This window comes from Sutterella wadsworthensis, from assembly GCF_003315195.1.
GTDB lineage: Bacteria > Pseudomonadota > Gammaproteobacteria > Burkholderiales > Burkholderiaceae_F > Sutterella > Sutterella wadsworthensis.
Genome location: NZ_QNRV01000016.1, coordinates 25,495 through 41,273, shown reverse-complemented (window position 1 = coordinate 41,273; position 15,779 = coordinate 25,495). Strand labels below are relative to the sequence as shown.

Annotated in this window: 14 protein-coding genes; 11 read left to right on the top strand and 3 right to left on the bottom strand. The window is 55.4% G+C overall.

The annotated features are described in order from the left end of the window. Positions 1 to 367: 367 nt before the first annotated feature. From DES29_RS07535 to DES29_RS07500, 8 genes are all read left to right on the top strand, one after another. Positions 368 to 2,407, top strand: coding sequence for a sensor histidine kinase (locus DES29_RS07535; RefSeq protein ID WP_021995716.1), 2,040 nt, complete (start codon positions 368 to 370; stop codon positions 2,405 to 2,407). After that, positions 2,404 to 3,054 carry a response regulator transcription factor gene (locus DES29_RS07530; protein WP_021995717.1) on the top strand — a complete coding sequence of 217 codons (651 nt, stop codon included), beginning with the start codon at positions 2,404 to 2,406 and terminating at the stop codon, positions 3,052 to 3,054. The genes DES29_RS07535 and DES29_RS07530 overlap by 4 nt, the downstream gene beginning before the upstream one ends. Beyond that, the gene (locus tag DES29_RS07525; protein ID WP_113854682.1) at positions 3,051 to 4,532 is read left to right on the top strand and encodes an FAD-dependent oxidoreductase; all 1,482 of its coding nucleotides are present in this window, start codon (positions 3,051 to 3,053) and stop codon (positions 4,530 to 4,532) included. The genes DES29_RS07530 and DES29_RS07525 overlap by 4 nt, the downstream gene beginning before the upstream one ends. Positions 4,533 to 4,582: 50 nt before the next feature. Continuing rightward, entirely contained in the window at positions 4,583 to 5,350 is a 768-nt protein-coding gene (locus DES29_RS07520; RefSeq protein ID WP_021995432.1) for an HAD family hydrolase, read from the top strand. Between the two features lie 558 nt (positions 5,351 to 5,908). Then, complete coding sequence (locus tag DES29_RS07515) at positions 5,909 to 6,460, top strand: hypothetical protein (RefSeq protein ID WP_051123266.1); 552 nt, start codon at positions 5,909 to 5,911, stop codon at positions 6,458 to 6,460. 29 nt (positions 6,461 to 6,489) lie between these two features. Next, positions 6,490 to 7,059, top strand: coding sequence for a hypothetical protein (locus DES29_RS07510; protein WP_113854681.1), 570 nt, complete (start codon positions 6,490 to 6,492; stop codon positions 7,057 to 7,059). Next, positions 7,059 to 7,586, top strand: coding sequence for a hypothetical protein (locus DES29_RS07505; RefSeq protein WP_016474021.1), 528 nt, complete (start codon positions 7,059 to 7,061; stop codon positions 7,584 to 7,586). The genes DES29_RS07510 and DES29_RS07505 overlap by 1 nt, the downstream gene beginning before the upstream one ends. A gap of 2 nt (positions 7,587 to 7,588) precedes the next feature. Then, positions 7,589 to 7,900 carry a hypothetical protein gene (locus tag DES29_RS07500; protein ID WP_016474022.1) on the top strand — a complete coding sequence of 104 codons (312 nt, stop codon included), beginning with the start codon at positions 7,589 to 7,591 and terminating at the stop codon, positions 7,898 to 7,900. A 179-nt stretch (positions 7,901 to 8,079) separates the two neighbouring features. On the opposite strand, the gene DES29_RS07495 is transcribed toward DES29_RS07500, so the two are convergent. Next, positions 8,080 to 9,045 (bottom strand): DMT family transporter, encoded by a 966-nt coding sequence (locus DES29_RS07495; RefSeq protein WP_016474024.1) that lies wholly within the window; start codon positions 9,043 to 9,045, stop codon positions 8,080 to 8,082. A gap of 304 nt (positions 9,046 to 9,349) precedes the next feature. Between DES29_RS07495 and DES29_RS12485 the strand changes: the two genes are divergently transcribed. Together DES29_RS12485 and DES29_RS07490 are read left to right on the top strand one after the other, a co-directional pair. Next, positions 9,350 to 9,502, top strand: a complete 153-nt coding sequence (locus tag DES29_RS12485; RefSeq protein ID WP_016474025.1) for a hypothetical protein — start codon at positions 9,350 to 9,352, stop codon at positions 9,500 to 9,502. A 197-nt stretch (positions 9,503 to 9,699) separates the two neighbouring features. Next, the gene (locus DES29_RS07490) at positions 9,700 to 10,266 is read left to right on the top strand and encodes a DNA-deoxyinosine glycosylase (protein WP_236578831.1); all 567 of its coding nucleotides are present in this window, start codon (positions 9,700 to 9,702) and stop codon (positions 10,264 to 10,266) included. Positions 10,267 to 10,522: 256 nt separating this feature from the next. Here DES29_RS07490 and DES29_RS07485 read toward each other — a convergent pair whose 3' ends face one another. Beyond that, the gene (locus DES29_RS07485) at positions 10,523 to 11,932 is read right to left on the bottom strand and encodes an anion permease (RefSeq protein WP_016474027.1); all 1,410 of its coding nucleotides are present in this window, start codon (positions 11,930 to 11,932) and stop codon (positions 10,523 to 10,525) included. 432 nt (positions 11,933 to 12,364) lie between these two features. Further along, entirely contained in the window at positions 12,365 to 14,200 is a 1,836-nt protein-coding gene (locus tag DES29_RS07480) for an FAD-dependent oxidoreductase (protein WP_236578830.1), read from the bottom strand. Positions 14,201 to 14,479: 279 nt separating this feature from the next. Here DES29_RS07480 and DES29_RS07475 point away from each other — a divergent pair, with 279 nt between their 5' ends. Continuing rightward, positions 14,480 to 15,748, top strand: a complete 1,269-nt coding sequence (locus DES29_RS07475) for a M20/M25/M40 family metallo-hydrolase (RefSeq protein WP_016474029.1) — start codon at positions 14,480 to 14,482, stop codon at positions 15,746 to 15,748. Positions 15,749 to 15,779: the final 31 nt, after the last annotated feature.

The following is a 15,779-nucleotide window of genomic DNA, read 5'->3' as shown; positions in this document are numbered from 1 at the left end:
TCAACTCGGAGCAGAGCGCTCCAAGTCTCAAGGGGATTACGGATTGTGAGAAGCTCGTCCGACGGGAGCCCAAACAGCTCCTGCGTCCTAAGCGATGTAAGTATTCTGAAGCGTTTCTGAAACGCTGCGGCTAGACCAAGGTATAGGTGATCTCTCTGAGAGACCGCTGCAGTTGAGAGCCGCGGCGCCGGTACAATGACGAAGCGGCGGATGCCCGTATTCGCCGCAGACTTTTGCGCTCACGGAAGCTGAATTTCGCTGGCTGCCTGGATGCTTCGCCGGCTTTGGCAAAACACCGATTTGGTGGACGATGAAGGCTGCTTATCCTCATTCGCATTTTTTTAAATCGATTGGCTGCACAATCCTCATGCGCAGTGCTGCTGCCGGGCTGATATTGGCTGCGGTGACGGCATCCGCATCGCCGGATGTTCCGACGGCGTCCGCCAGTCAGAGTGAAGCGCAGACGGTGTCCGAAGTGGCGGCTGTTTCCGGCGCCACTTTCAACCTTTCGGAAGTCCGCGCAATGCACTTTCGTGAGGACACGGGCATCGAAGGCGTTTCTCGCCTAGAAGCCTCGACGACAATCGGTCCCGATGATTTCGTTTTTGCGGTCGAGGAAACAGACCGCAATGAGTCGTATATCCGCATGCTCGCCAGTCTTGCCGAAGGGCTGCGCGTGGCTTTTCCGGATCGGCGCACACACATTCGTCAAATTCCTTCGCGCGGATTTATTGATGTTGTCAGGGCGGAAAAAATTCCGTTTGTTTTCGCGACTGCCGGCACCATGGTGGCGCTTGTCAATGAATCTGGCGCAGTGCCGCTCGCCGCACGGGAACGACTCAATACCCATGCAGAAGAATCCTCGCAGAGTGCTGCCGGCGGACTGCTTGTCGTTGACGCCAAGCGCAGGGATTTGGGCAGTTTGGAGAGCCTCGAAGGCGCACGCATAGCGGTAGAAAGCAGTGTTGCCTTTGGGCCTTGGCAGTGGCTGGCGGGGCGGCTTTTAGCGGATCACCATGATCCGCGGAAATTCTTTTCCGAGGCAGTTTGGCGGCCGCACGACGTCCCTGAGGTGCTTAATGCCGTTCTTTCGGGGCGTGCGGACGCAGGACTTATCAGCGTGTGTACTTTTGAGGCGCTTGCCGCTGAAGGGATGATCGATCCCAAAGCCTTTCGTCCGGCAGCAGTACTAAAACGAACGCCGGGCGCGTGTTTATCGAGCACGCCGCTCTACCCAGATTGGACGCTCGGCTATATGGCGTGGGCGGACGGGAATCAGGTTCGCCGAGTGGCTGCCGTTGCCTTCAGCTTGCCCGAGAACGACGGCTGGCGCTGGGGGCTGCGCGTGGATCTGTCGAGCGTACGCAGCCTAATGGAAGCGCTCCATTTCGGGCCCTACAGTTATTTGGATGAACAAACGGTCGCAGGTTTTATGAAGAGCCACGCAGAATGGTTTGCTGCGCTCGTTGCGGTGTTTCTCTTTGTACTTTTCCATGCGCTTCGATCCCGCTATCTGGTGCGCGTGAAGACTCAAGCTCTGCGCACTGCGTTGGAAGAGAAAGAGCGGATGGAAAATGAAGCAAGGGTGTCGCGTGAACAGCTTTCGGCCATTGAACGAGCAGGCATGCTTTCACAGATGAGTTCAATGTTTGCGCATGAACTTAAGCAGCCGCTCTCATCGCTTTCCAACTACGTGGGCGGTCTGAAGCTCTGGAATGCTCATCGACAGACCAATGATGCGGACCGTGCATTAGCCGATGATGCACTTTCAGCGATGGCAGAGGAAGCCAACCGCATCACGGCAATTGTCAACCGAGTGCGCGGGTATGCCAAAGCTTCTACCGAACCTCTTAAACCCACCGACTGGACTGCAGTTGTGCGGCGGGCGGAATTGATCGTTGAGCGCCATGATGCGCGTCGGGTGCCGATTTACACGGCCCCGGGCCAATATCTCGCTGCCGATCCCGAGGACGATCGTCCTGCCTGGGTATTGGGTGACGCCTTGGAGCTTGAGCTCCTCGTCCTCAACTTCATTCGCAATGCAGCGCATGCCGCACAGAAAAATCCCAAAGGGTTCGTGAGCGTATCGCTCGCGCGTGAAGGAGACAATTATGTGCTGCATGTGACCGACAACGGTCCCAAGCTGTCGCCGGAAGGATTTGCCAGACTCACCGGATACGGCGACAGCGTGAAGCAGGAGGGCATGGGCATCGGTCTTTCTATTTGCCGCGGGATTGCTGATCGCCACGGCGGACAGCTGAAGTTTTATCAGCTCCCGACAGAGGGTGTCTGCGCTGAAGCCGTGATTGAGGCTGCAGAACCGCCGGAAGGGACGCATGAGACGGATAAAGGCAGCAGTCAGTCCTCAAGCGCTGCGGCTGAAAAAGGAAAAGGAGGAGTGCAATGACAAAAGCTTTGGATACGCCGCTCGTACGGATTGTGGATGATGATGCCGAGCAATTGAAAAGTCTGGCATTCCTGCTGCGTATGGGCGGCTGGGAGGTCATGACTTACCAAAGTGCAGCTGCATTTCTGGAAATGGATGATCCGCGGCGCTCGGGCTGCCTGCTCCTTGACCACCGCATGCCCAACATGACTGGGATGGAGCTCCATGAGACGCTCGTTGAGCGAGGCAGTCTGCTCCCTGTGATTTTTTTGTCCGCCCACGGCGATATTCCCATGGCTATGCAGGCCGTGCATCGCGGAGCCATGGATTTTCTTGTCAAGCCCGCTGCGCCTGAGGTGCTTCTGGCTGCGGTGGAAAAAGCCGTGAAGAAAAATTTGGCAGATATCGCTGCCGAAGCCGGACAGGTGGACTTGGCTCAAAAAGCGGCGCTCCTCACTGAACGTGAACTGGAGGTGGCGAGGCTTGTGGCTCAAGGACTGCTCAATAAGCAAATCGCCGATCGACTGTCTATTTCATTGCCGACCGTTAAACTCCATCGCGGCAATGCGGCAAGAAAGCTGGGCGTGCGGTCGGCTGTCGCAATGGCCAAGGCATTGGAGATGGCAGGGCTTCTTGCCGAGACCGACAAAGCGGGAGGTTCGTCATGACGATTTCCCGCAGAAAGCTCGTTGGAGCGGCGGGGCTGTTGCCTCCTTTTGCTGCTGCCTTCACGCTTTCCTCCGCAGTGAAGGCTTCGGAGCCTGAAACGAGTGATGCTGAAAGCTGCAGCGTGGCGGTCATCGGGGCAGGGGCAGCGGGACTTGCGGCAGCAATCGCCGCTAAGGAAGCGGGAGCGGTTCGTGTGGTCGTGCTCGAAAAAACAGCACTTGCTGGCGGCCACATGATGGTGAGTTCCGGCATGCTCAATGCCGTTGACCCTGAAGGGCAAAAGCGTTCCGGCCGAACCGATTCGGCAGAACATTTTTTCCGCGACACCTATGAGGGCGGCGGCGGTCTGGGCGATCCGGACCTCATCGCAACGATGGTTCGTTCGAGTGCTGACGTCTTTGCTTGGCTCAAGAGCCTGGGGGTTGAATTTGATCCAGCGCTTTATGAAGCCTACACCGGTGTCTATCCTCGCGCGCATCGAACGATCCAAGCGCGAAGCGGCATGGCATACAGCCGCGCTTTAATGCGTCGTGCCCACAAGCTCGGCGTCGAGGTACGCTACCGCCAGCGGGTCGAAGCGCTCGTGATGCATAACGGCCGCGTGCTTGGCGTTGAATTGACCGATATGGATGCGGATTCGCCCGAGCACAAAACATTGATGGCCAAGTCGGTGGTCATTGCCTCAGGCGGTTTCGGCGCCAATCGCCTGATGCGTGCTCGGTGGGCACCATGGATTTCCATGGATTTGGGGACTACATACAGCCCGGGGCGAATTGAAGAAGATCCGGCAACGGGTGACGGCATCCGCATGGCCGAAGCTGTCGGTGCAGGTTTGGTCGGTATGGAGTATGTCCTTGCCATTCCTTTCTGGGGCGGACGAGTGCTCGACTATCCCGGAGCAGAAATTTTCCTCACTGCCCGCGGCGAAAGATTCACCGATGAAACGGCCTCGTGGGATACCGTGCTTGCTGATCTGACTGCTGCAGGGGGAAGTGAATTTTGGGTGATTACGGATAGCCGCAGCCGAAAAGGTGCGACTTTTGCGACGAAGGTTCAGCAGGGATTAGTGGAGAGTGCAGCATCACTCAAAGAGCTTGCAAAAAAGATGAACATTTCGTCAGCTCAGCTCTCCGAAGTGTTTGCCCGCTATAACGAAGCGGCAAGGACTGGCGCGGATCCGGATTTCGGACGAACGCGGTTTCTGCAGGAATTGAAGGAGCCGCCCTTTTACTTTGGCCGAGAACGGTTCGAAGTGCATTACACGTGCGGCGGCATCGCCATTAATCCCAAGGCAGAAGTGCTTTATGCAGGCAGTCAAAAGCGGCCCGTCCTTGGGCTCTATGCAGCGGGTGAAGTCACCGGCGGCGTGCATGGAAAATTCCGTTTGGGCGGCAGCGGACTGCTTGATGCATTTGTGTTCGGTCGTATTGCTGGACGGAACGCGGCGCAAACGTGTCTTATCGACACAATGCGGTAGAGTTTGGCGCTCATTCTGTTGACTTTTCTTCTCTCGGAGCCTGCTTAAACATGTTTTATGAACGGAGCTGCTTTATTTTCGATTTGGACGGCACGCTGATTGATTCGCTTGGCGTTTGGAGTCAGGTGGATCAAGAGCTGATGCGCCGCTTGTCAAACGGCCGCGTAATGCTCTCCGAGGATGAAGCAGGAACGCTTCGCATACGGGCGATGAAGACCTACGGCGAGGGGTCTGATGCTTATTTGAAGTACATGGCTGATCTCAAGCGTGCTTTTGACCTGCCTGGAACCCTTGAAGAAATTCATTTTCAGCGCTACAGCCTCGCTCAGGAATTTTTGCGCACACGCGTGCACTATCGTGAAGGGGCTGCAGAGCTCATCAAATACCTCAAGGCACTCGGCAAGAAGCTCGCGATCGTTACCACAACTCGTCGGCGCAACATTGATGTTTATGCCTCTCAGAACGAATCGATGATAGCCGCTGCGCCGCTCTCGGAAATCATGGATTTGATTGTGACGAGAGACGATGTCGCACACGTAAAGCCCGATCCAGAAGGCTTTTACAAAGTGCTCGACGCATTAAAGGCAGAGCCTGATGAATGCATCATGGTGGAGGATGCACTTCCCGGCATTCGCGGCGCAAAGTCGGCCGGGATCGATTCAGTCGTGATTGAAGAGCGCCATAACGCCGATGACCGAGTGCAGCTCGAAGCTGCCGCACTGGCGCGATTTGCGTCGCCGGCAGCGCTTTTAAAAGAGATTCAGGCAGAAATAGAGGCCGCAGCTGGCGGGATCCATTGCATGCGGTCGAGCAGCTGAGGCGGCTGAAGTCCTTGAAGCCGCTCGAAGGTTCGTGATGAATCTGCAATCAGCAGACTTCCTCACTGTAACACCGTTATTTATTTGATCTCAGAGTAAAAACCCGCGGTAAACCATGAAAAATTGCGCCGACGCATAAGCCGGCCAAAGAATAACGTTCAGTTCTTTCGAACGGTATCTAAAAGAGATACATTGAATTTGCAGGGCATACAGCTCGATCGAACCGCTTGAGCCCTTCCGCATTTCTGAGCCTCCTTGTGCGGATGATGTGTTCGCGGATACTTCTTTAGTGAGCGCCCTGTTTCCCCCCGCAGCCGGCTTCCTCCTCCCTCCGCTTTGACCGGCTGCGGGATTTTTTTATGCTCGTTTTTGAAGTGGTATGGATTTTTTTTGGCCCGATTAGGTGTCGCATCCCTGCCGTTTGTTCGGTGCTGAGGAGCCGACAAAACACACTCGAACACTCTCTGAGAGCGCACAGCTTCTTCACCATATAATCCTTGAACCAGCAGTCCGTTGAGAGGCTGCAGCAACCTTAATCTCACAGTTCATACGATCCCTATGACTCAGGAAGATCCCAACAACATGATGCAGGCACACCCTCCTGAGGAGGCACTTTCCGGTGCGCTCTCCATTCGGCCGAGTCTGGCCGATCCGACCGCAGCCGCAGAGCTTTTCGGCTGTGCAGCATCCGATTTTCTTCATGCCGTTTATGGCCAGCACGCTGGTATGGAGTCTGAGGACGAAAGCGATGAACGCATTGCCGCAATCGTCTTTGGTCTGGCGGCGCTTTTTGAAGATCAAAGCGGCATTGTGGAGCTGCCTGCAGGCTTTTCGACGGCGAAGGCGGGTGCCCGACTTCGTCAGCAGCTTAGCCGTCGTCTGAATGCAATGAGTGCGGAGGACCGAAAGCTTTTTGACGACGATGCACAAATCGTCACGCTTGCGGTCAACGTCTTTTTTGAAGAACTGCTGATGATGGCCGATGCGTGGTTTCAGACGACTGACCGCGAACCCGATGAAGCTGCATTTCACGACTTCCTGTCTCAGGAGACGCTCCATGCCTGGATGCTCGGCTGGGCGGAAAAGATTTTGGGCATTAAAGCGCGCTGACTGCCGCTGCTGCCGTGAAAGGATAAAGGATGAAAAAAACGCTCATCAACCAAGCCCTGAAAAATGCGGTTGGCCAGGAAAGCTGCGGGAACACTTCCGTGCAGGCTGAGAAGACGGATCCCGCAGCGCTTTCCGCACGCGAATTTGAGGATTTTCTGGCAAGCATCGTAACGGGTGTTATTCAGAATGTTGTGGATGTGCGTGCAGGGAAACTCAAACCCGACGAGGCATCGAGCCGTGATGATGCCACTGTGCGCACGCTTGCGCAGATTCTGATGGGCGAGCATGAACGAATTTGTCTTATGCTGGCGCCGGGTACGCCGAAACCCGGTCCGGAGCTTGTTGCTGCTATGAAAGCGAATCTGCCTGCACTTTTTCGCGATCTGCCGCAAGGTGTTGACGCGGGGAATCCCCGTGCGCTCATGGTGCATGCGGCGCGGGTCTTTCTGCGGGAAATCTATACGATGCTCAAAGCCGCGGCAGCCGAAGGCGGCGAGCTTACGCCGGAACGTCTTAAAGTTCGAATCGAACGCACGGCATTTGTTTGGGGGGAGCGCTTTTTGGGCGACACCCTCAACGAAACAGAAGGAATGCGCTGATGAAATGCGGATCCTGCGGCCCTCGGCGCTGCGGCGGAGGGTGTGGTGCAGATTACAGCAGCAGGGCGGATCAAAAACCCAGCCTCGGAGCCATTGATATCGTTGACGGTATTTTTCGGCAGGCGCTGCGCAATATGGCCAAGCGCCTCTCGATGCTTCGTACGGGTGAAATGACGCCCGAGGAGCTCGATGCAGCCAATGAGAAGCTGGTTTTCTGGCTTGCTTCTACATTCTCAGGTGAAAACCGCCATTTTGAGACGGTGGATGAATGGCATCCGTATGGCTTGAGTGACGAACTCGAACGTATCTTTGGTGATCATCTTTCGATTGAAGGCGGTCAAGGTGATGACCGGACCATTGCACGAGCGGCTCGCCTTTTCGTTCGTGAGGGTGAAGCGATGCTTACCGAAGCACTTGAAGCAGGGCTGCCTGCATCGAGTGCCGCTGAGACGGAACCAGCCGTGATCTTTGCTGCACGCTGGGCCAATCTCTTTGCCGGTCAGCTTGCCGAATGGCCGGAGGATTAAAAATGTCGGGAGAACTTGACCCGCGCCTCAAAGCTGAACTCGAGAATCGGCTTCGGGAAGAAGCACTGGGACGCATTTTCCGCGGCCTTTCGCCTGAAGCCATGCGGACGCTTCGTGCCGTGAGCGAAATGCGCAATCGTTCACCTCAGGATGTGCTTCGTGACGAACTCCAAGGCTACATCCTTGAGAAACTCCCGCCGGTTGACGTCGAGGGCATCATTCAGTCGATGGGAAGCAAGTTCTATCAGCTGGGCTGGATGTGCGGCAAGGCCAAGAATTTCATCCGTGCATGGAACCGCAGCCGCGAAGACTGAGGGTTTAGGGTTTGCTTGCTCTTGAGTGTCAAGGGAAGGCCGCCGTCACAATGCCCGCTGAAGGGACGCAAGCTTTCGAGAACCCGAGGCCAATGCCAGTGAACTGCGAGAAGCTTCGCCCCATTCCGTGACAGCTCAGGGAGCAGAGACCGAGCCGCGCGGGGCCCCAGCACATGCATCTATTCGCGCTCCTTGCGGCTGCCGATGGGTTCAATGAAGACCGGATGCGGCTTCTTGTCGGAATCTTCAGCTGCGAGTTTATCGAGTGCTGCCACGCGTTTCTGAATGCGCATCACCGACCACGTCTGCAAGCCGACAGAGAGTGCAATGAAGGCCAGGCCAATGTAGAAAGAAAGGCCGAGATCTTTGGCTTCACCGAAAAGGATCATTGCGAGAATGATGGAATAAATGGGTTCCAAGTTATAGGTGAGGTTGACGGTGAAGGCGGAGATTTTTTCGAGCGACTGAATCTGCAGGATGTACATCCCAATCGTGCAGAAACTCGCGAAAATGAGCAAGTAAAGGAAGTTGATTGGGGTTGGCAGGAAAGACTCCGGCGGAGTGATGGAAAGGTACCAAGGCATGAGCACGAGCGCACAGGCCAATCCGCCGAGAAGCTGCCAGCTCATAACCGTCGTTGCACGATACTTTGCTTTGTACATGCGGAAAAAGACGGCAAGCGCGGCGGCTGCAGCCGCACTCGTCAAACTCAGCATAATGCCGGTTCGGTACTGTGTATCGAAGTGAAAGATGAGCGAAATGCCGAAGACCGTGAGGATTGAAAAACCGATCTCTTTGATGCTCATGCGCGTACGCGTAATGAGCGGCTCGAGGATGGCCGTAAAAAATCCCATGGAGGAGAACGTGACAATCGTGATGGAGACGTTTGAGGCCTTGATTGCAGCGTAAAAAAGAGTCCATTGAATCATCAGCAGCGCACCGACGGCCATGATGCCGAGACGGTCTTTGGGGCGCACATATTCAATCGTGCGCCGCAGGGCAAGCCATCCCCAGAGCAGGGTGCCGGCGATGATGATTCGCCAAAGCACGATGAAGCCTGGCGACATCGTGATGAGTTTGCCGAAGATGCCAGTCCACCCCGCGAGGAGTACGGAAAGGTGGAGTTGGAGAAAGGCTTTTTTCATATAGAGCAGCGGCTGAATTTGAATGTGATGCGCGATGATAGACGTTTTGCTTTCGCTTGAGGCAATGCTGCGGATGCTTGGTCTAGATATGAAAGGCTGAAAACGCCTTGTTTTTTTGTGACGTCTTCTGACGCTAATTTGGCATACACTTTCTGTCTGGATCAAGTTCAATATGCTGAACGCTTGTTCAGTAAGGAAAATTTGGCTATTTTGTCAAATTGTGTTAAAACAAAACAAAGAGAATCGAAAGCGCTTGTAGGCGATGATTCCATCGCCGAGCCAGCTGGTTCGAGAGGGAGGTCATATGACCGAAAGAACAAATGGACATGGGATGTACCCGTGGGGCCGACTGGTTCTGTTTGTGCTCTTCCTCATCTTTCTGGCGATCGTTCTAAAGGCGATGGGGTGGTGTGTCGGCGGCGTCTGTGATGTTGGTCTCGACGCTTTGCTGAAGTAGCCTGTCTTGGTCGAATAAACGAGAAAAACTGAACCGAACTAAAGTCAAGACCTGAATTCACGGCATGATCTGCTGAAATGAAAAGGCCGGAGATAATTCAGATCGGGTTCAAGCGGCGTCAAGTTGGATACGATGGTCCGACGGCGCCGTTTTTTGTGGGTTCTTAAGCGGACCGCCTTCATCCCTCAATGATGTTTATGGGAAAAACAACTGACGATTTACGCCTTATTGGCTTTGAGCCCGTTGTCGGCACTGAGCCGAGGGTTCTGATTTTAGGCAGTATGCCGAGTGAAGCTTCATTGGCCGCAGGCTGTTATTACGCGCATCCAAGGAATCGTTTCTGGCGAGTCGTTGGAGAGTGCTTCGGATTTGATCCGACCCTTCCATATAAAGAGCGGCTTGATGCGCTGGAGGCATCCGGAGCTGCGCTCTGGGACACTATTGAAAGCTGTGAACGGACGGGGAGCTTAGATTCAGCCATTCTTCGCCCGCAGGTAAACGATTTTTCAGCATTTTTCGCCGCACACCCCACGATAGAACGCGTTTGTCTCAATGGCGGAAAGGCCGCTCAAATGTGGCGCCGTCACGCAGTCCCCGTTCTTACTGCGCATGCCGATATGCTTAAAGATTTGGATGTGCGCGTTCTGCCGTCAACCAGCCCGGCCAACGCCAGAATGGGACTTGAGGACCTGCTTGCGCTTTGGCGGCCGGCTTTGTATGTGCAGTCAAATGTGGGCAAAACGGTGAATAAAATAGTTGCCTAATTTTTAAGCTGCCTTGATGACGCCTGAGATACAGGGGAAATAAGAGTTGCCCACAGCATTCTCCACCCGACTTGTGGATTCTTCATGTGGATAACTCGCTGACGTCAACAGGATTCTCCGTTCCTTGATAAATCGAAGGCAAATATCGGATTGAGGCTGGCAGGCATAAAAAAGGCCCGTCAGAACTTATTTCCCGACGGACCTTAGAAACGGAAAAAGTGTATTTCCGTGGTAATGAGAAAGCGCGCAGCTCAAATTAGTACAGACCGATCACCTTCCACCAGGCCATACCAATGGTCAGCCAAATCACGACGTTCATCGTGCAAATGACAAAGCCGTTGCGCCACCATTCGCCCTGCGAAACGTAGCCGGCACCGAAATAGACGGGACCGCACCCATTGCCGTAGTGCGTGAGCGAGATCGGGCAGTTGGCGAAAAAGCCGAAAGTAAGTGCTGCCATTAAAGCCGGCGTCCCGCATGCTGCCGCTACGGCGACGAAAGCGGCATACATGGCAGAGATACGCGCTGTCACTGAGGCGAAGCAATAGTGGGAGTAGGTGTAAAAGAGGATCACAATGAGGAAGGAGGCGATCCATCCGAGACCGGCACTGCCGATGATTTCTGCGGTGTCTTTGGCAACCCAGGTGATGAAGCCGGACTTGCCCAGCGCCGTGGCGAGCGACATGAGGCCGCCCATCCAAAACATTGCGTCGTAGGCCCCTTTTTCAGAAAGAATGTCCTGCCACGAGAGAACTTTGGCAATCAGCATGATTGCGATGGCGAGCATGGCGATCGGAGTGGCGCCGAGATGCGTCCAGCTGCCCGTAGCCCAGAGCACGAGACACATGACGAAGACAAAGGCAAGCACCTTTTCATCCTTAGACATCGGTCCCATGGCTGCGAGCTCTTTTTCCGCGAGTTCGCGTGCATTGGGAATGGCTTTGATTTCAGGAGGCGAAAGCAGGCTTACTACCCAAGGAACAAGCGTGAGCGAGATGAGTCCCGGGACAATGGCGGCCAGCGCCCAGTTAGTCCACGTAATTTCCACGCCGACGGCGGAAGCGGCCAGCCCCACACAGAGCGGGTTGCCGGCCATTGAAGTGAGGAACATCATGCAGGTCGTGGCATCGGTGTGATAGCCGACCTGCATCAGATAAGCGCCGATTTTGCGCGAACTCGGACCTGGCTGCGATCCGAAAGCTTCGGAAAGCGAACGAACGATCGGATAGAAAACGCCGCCCCCTCGAGCCGTGGCTGACGGCATGGCCGGCGACACCACAAGTTCAGAGAGTGCAATGGAGTAGCCGAGCGTGAGCGAAGAACGCCCAATCAGCTTGATGATCACATAAGCGATGCGGCGGCCGAATCCGGTTTTGATGAAGGCGCGTGAGAGGAAGAACGCGCAGACGATCAGCCAAATGGTGCCGTTGCCAAAGCCCATCAGGACCTGACTCGTCTTCAAGAGCCCCGTAAAGCAGCAGAAGGTGAGTGAGATGAAGGCAATGGCGCCGATCGGCATCGGGTGAAGAATGAAGCCAAGCACGGTTGCGACGAAAACCGCGAAGATGTGCCAGGCGTCCGGTTTGAGTCCCGTCGGTATCGGCGAGAACCAGATGGCTGCGCCGACCACTAAGATGATCAGCCAGTTCCGAAGGGTTGGGTTCATGAGGATTTCTCCTTTCGTATGGAGACAAGTGTGCGTTGATTGTTTTTCTCCGTTGGATTGGGGGAAACGGAGACATGCGCTCTGCGGCGCTTAAAGTCATCCTACTCCGCGTTGTTCAACTAAGGAATGCCGATATAAACAGCGTTCACATTACCGTAAACGACATTTTGGCTTAAAAATCCACGGCCTCAGGACAACCCGCTGAATTCGCTGTTTTGAACTTAAGGAGTATTTGAAACATCCGTCAATTGGACTAGGTGTTTCTATTTAAAGTACGTTTTCATTTAAAGGGATGCATTCATGCATGCGTTTTTTGGGATGCGCATTGACTGTGCTGGCTGTGAACACTCTATTCGCAGCCCTCGTAAAGGCAAAAAACGCCGATGAAGCTCAGCTTCACCGGCGTCGAAAATGGTTGGCAGAGGGTTTAGGTTATTTGGAAAGCGCAGCCTTGGCGGCGGAGGTTCCTGCTGCACGTCCTGAAGCATAGGCAATCAGGAGACTTGTTCCGGGTTCGTAAACGCGGTTGTAGAAGGCCCGATTGGCCAGTTCGCCTGCGGCCCAAAGCCCTTGAATGGGCTTGAGTGCATTGTCAAGCACTTGGAAGTCAGGCGTGACAACGAATCCGCCGATCGTTCCGGAAATGACAGGACGGACCTTGACGGCAAAGTAAGGGGCTTGTGTGAGACTGGTGAAATTGATGGGATCGCGGCCAAAGGCAGTATCCTTTCCCGCGGCAGCATCGGCATTGAGTTTTTCAATCGTTTGCTTGACATTGTCGGCGCGTGCTCCCATGCGGCGGCCAAGTTCTTCAGGCGTGTTGCCGTGAACGACGGTGTCAAATCCCAAGTAATTGCGCAGCGTCTTGGCTTTCTCGGGATCCTTGCTGTCTGTGATGAGCCAAACGTCGAGCTGCTGACTCATTTCACTCGTGATATTGGGAAGGTCTTCCTTAACGAAGCGCAGCCCTTTTTCATTGACAAGCGTTGCGCCCGCAAAACCTCGCTCTCCGAGCATGGCGGCCGTCATTTCGGGGTAAGCAGGGGCAAATTGAGTGCCCATCAGCCAACTGTCGGAAACTTCCTTGGCACCGACCTGCAGGCCCATCGTCAGTCCGTCGCCCGTGCTTGTTTTAGCTGCGCCGGCGCGCTCCACATAAACTGCCCAGCGCGGCTGGCGAGAAGTTACCTTCATGAGGTCTGCAGCAAAGCCGCCGGACGCGAGCACGACGCTCTTCGCACGGAAAGTGAAGCGGTTCTTTCCGTCGGCAGCCGCAACGCCGGAGACGCGGCCGTCGTCAGTCGTCAGAATCTTCCAGGCAGGGGTGGCGGTGCGAATGATGCCGCCGAGTTTTTTCACATACTGCTCGAGCTTTTCCACTTCCTCTGCGCCAGCCGGACGAGAGGCGTCGGATGAAATCGGCAGCAGCTGATAGGCGCCGATCCCGTCAGCAGCGGCGGCATTGGCGGAGAACTGCATGCCGACCTTTTTTGTGAGCCAGTCAACCGTTTCAGCGCTTTGCTTCACGAGTGCCTCAACTTGTGCTGCATCGGGCAGATTGGCGGGGGCGCCTTTGACTGAACGCTTTTGATCTTCAAGCCAAAGTTTGGCAAGACCGGCTGAATCTGCCGGCAAGCCGGACGCTTTCTGAATGTCGGTGCTGGCAGCAGTCACAATGCCGGCGGAAAGCGCTGCGCTGCCGCCCGTATGAGGCGCTTTTTCGAGCACGATGACGCGCGCTCCGGATTCGAGTGCTGCCGCTGCCGCTGCAAGTCCTGAGGCACCGCCGCCAACGACGACGACGTCTGCTTGCGCCTCTTCACCTTCTGGAAGCGTTGCAGGATCAATGGGTACCGGTTCGTGCGTGAAGAACTTGAGGTCGCCCCCGGCGGCCTGCACGGCCTGACCGACGGCCCGCAGAAGGGCCTCACTGGAACGCGAAGCGCCCGTAACGACATCGACAGACAAGTTTTGTTCACTCACGACCTTTTGGATGATCGCTTTCATCGGTTCATCCGCAATGTACGGAACTTCATCGCTCTTGAGGATTTCGATGCTGTCAATTCGATTGTCTGACACCGTGGTTTTGACTTCAATCGGGCCGTTCCAGCCGATAGCCGATTCAACATACGCGCCCGGTTTCATTTTGAGGACGTTGGAAGCGTCTTGCGCATCGGCTGAAGCTTGGGCGGCGCTGGTCATAGCAGCGGCGGCAAGCATCACTGCAGCACAGAGCAGTCGGACGGCAGGAAGGGAGCGATTCGGCACTTTGGGGTCTCCTTAATGGATCCAACCCATGTCTGCAGACACAGGTTTCGATTGTTTTTTCATTTGTATTTGAAGCATCGCGCGCCGGCCTTAATCGCGCCTGAATGAAGCCCCCTTCGGGATGGTTCTCTAAAGAAAAGTGCGTAGATGCAGGTATGATCTTAGGCGGCATTCGCCGGAGCCGTTCAACGTATTCTGATTCATCCGGCGCAGTGCAGAGTATTGAGTTTTTGCGCCGCCGACTTCGATAGTCTGCGCGCCACCTTAAGGAGAAATTCCATGGCAGATCATGTCCCTCAGCTTGAACCCAAGATGCTCGAGCGTGTTGCAGCGCTTCGCGGTCTTCCAGCCGTGGAGGCCGCTTTTGAGGTCTGTGCTGAGGAAGTTGAACGCGCAATGGCCGAGCAGATCCGTATTTCTGAGACGGAATCCCCAACCTTTGCCGAAAAAGTTCGCGGTGAACTCATCATGGAGCTCTTGCGTGAATATGGCCTCACCGATGTTGTGATGGATGAGTCGGGCAATGTGGTCGGCCGACGCCCCGGCACGGGCGCTGGTCCGGTGCTCGCGATCGCCGCTCATCTTGATACGGTTTTCCCTGCCGGCACGGATCTCAAAGTGACAAAGGACGGCGCGCTCTACCGCGGGCCCGGTATTGGCGACAACGCTTCGGGGCTGCGCAGCATGCTGCAGGTGCTGCGTGCGCTCAACCGTGCACAGATCGCAACGACGGGTGACATTTTGTTTGTGGGCACGGTTGGAGAAGAAGGCAACGGTGACATTCGAGGCGCTAAGGCGCTCTTTGACGGCTCGCGTCAAATTGACGGCTTCATTGCGCTCGACATGGCCGACGTCAATACCGTCCAGAACGGCGCCACGGGAGCTCACCGTTGGCGCGTCGCCATTGAGGGAACGGGCGGTCACTCTTACCTCGACTACGGCATGGTGCCCTCGGCCATTCACGCCATGGGACGCGCACTCAATGTGATCGCTGATTTTGATCCGCCGACTGATCCGAAGACGACCTTCACGGTCGGCACCATCAAGGGCGGCACGACAGTCAATACGATTGCGGCGCGCTGTGAAGTCGATGTCGACATGCGTTCAGTCAATCTTGAGGAGCTTGACCTGCTGGAGAAAAAGACGCTTGACGCTTTCCGGCTCGGCGTTGAGCTCGAAAACAAGCGCTGGCCGAAAGCCGGACTGGAGCGTCAGCTTAAGCTCGTTCTCACGCAGATCGGCAATCGTCCTGCCGGTATGCAGCCCGATGACTCTCCGGCAGTTCAGGCGGCGCTCTGCGCAATGAAGCAGATGGATCTTGAAGTGAAGCAGTGTCGTCCATCCTCAACGGATGCCAATAAGCCCATCTCAATCGGCGTTCCTTCTGTCTGTATCGGTACGGGCGGCGTAACGCATAACGAGCACTCACTCAAGGAGTTCTTTGATTCGACCGGCATGGAAAAAGGTCCGCAGCTCGCACTTCTCACGACGCTTGCACTCGTGGGCATTGACGGCGTTTCGATGCCAATGCTTCCGAAGCTTGGGTGATCACGATCGGTAAACAGTCTTGTCGGCCGCT

Bases quoted from the DNA above. Each gene is read 5' to 3' on its own strand.
- DES29_RS07535 (WP_021995716.1), top strand. From the start codon at position 368: ATGCGCAGTGCTGCTGCCGGGCTGATATTGGCTGCGGTGACGGCATCC.
- DES29_RS07530 (WP_021995717.1), top strand. From the start codon at position 2,404: ATGACAAAAGCTTTGGATACGCCGCTCGTACGGATTGTGGATGATGAT.
- DES29_RS07525 (WP_113854682.1), top strand. From the start codon at position 3,051: ATGACGATTTCCCGCAGAAAGCTCGTTGGAGCGGCGGGGCTGTTGCCT.
- DES29_RS07520 (WP_021995432.1), top strand. From the start codon at position 4,583: ATGTTTTATGAACGGAGCTGCTTTATTTTCGATTTGGACGGCACGCTG.
- DES29_RS07515 (WP_051123266.1), top strand. From the start codon at position 5,909: ATGACTCAGGAAGATCCCAACAACATGATGCAGGCACACCCTCCTGAG.
- DES29_RS07510 (WP_113854681.1), top strand. From the start codon at position 6,490: ATGAAAAAAACGCTCATCAACCAAGCCCTGAAAAATGCGGTTGGCCAG.
- DES29_RS07505 (WP_016474021.1), top strand. From the start codon at position 7,059: ATGAAATGCGGATCCTGCGGCCCTCGGCGCTGCGGCGGAGGGTGTGGT.
- DES29_RS07500 (WP_016474022.1), top strand. From the start codon at position 7,589: ATGTCGGGAGAACTTGACCCGCGCCTCAAAGCTGAACTCGAGAATCGG.
- DES29_RS07495 (WP_016474024.1), bottom strand. From the start codon at position 9,045: ATGAAAAAAGCCTTTCTCCAACTCCACCTTTCCGTACTCCTCGCGGGG.
- DES29_RS12485 (WP_016474025.1), top strand. From the start codon at position 9,350: ATGACCGAAAGAACAAATGGACATGGGATGTACCCGTGGGGCCGACTG.
- DES29_RS07490 (WP_236578831.1), top strand. From the start codon at position 9,700: ATGGGAAAAACAACTGACGATTTACGCCTTATTGGCTTTGAGCCCGTT.
- DES29_RS07485 (WP_016474027.1), bottom strand. From the start codon at position 11,932: ATGAACCCAACCCTTCGGAACTGGCTGATCATCTTAGTGGTCGGCGCA.
- DES29_RS07475 (WP_016474029.1), top strand. From the start codon at position 14,480: ATGGCAGATCATGTCCCTCAGCTTGAACCCAAGATGCTCGAGCGTGTT.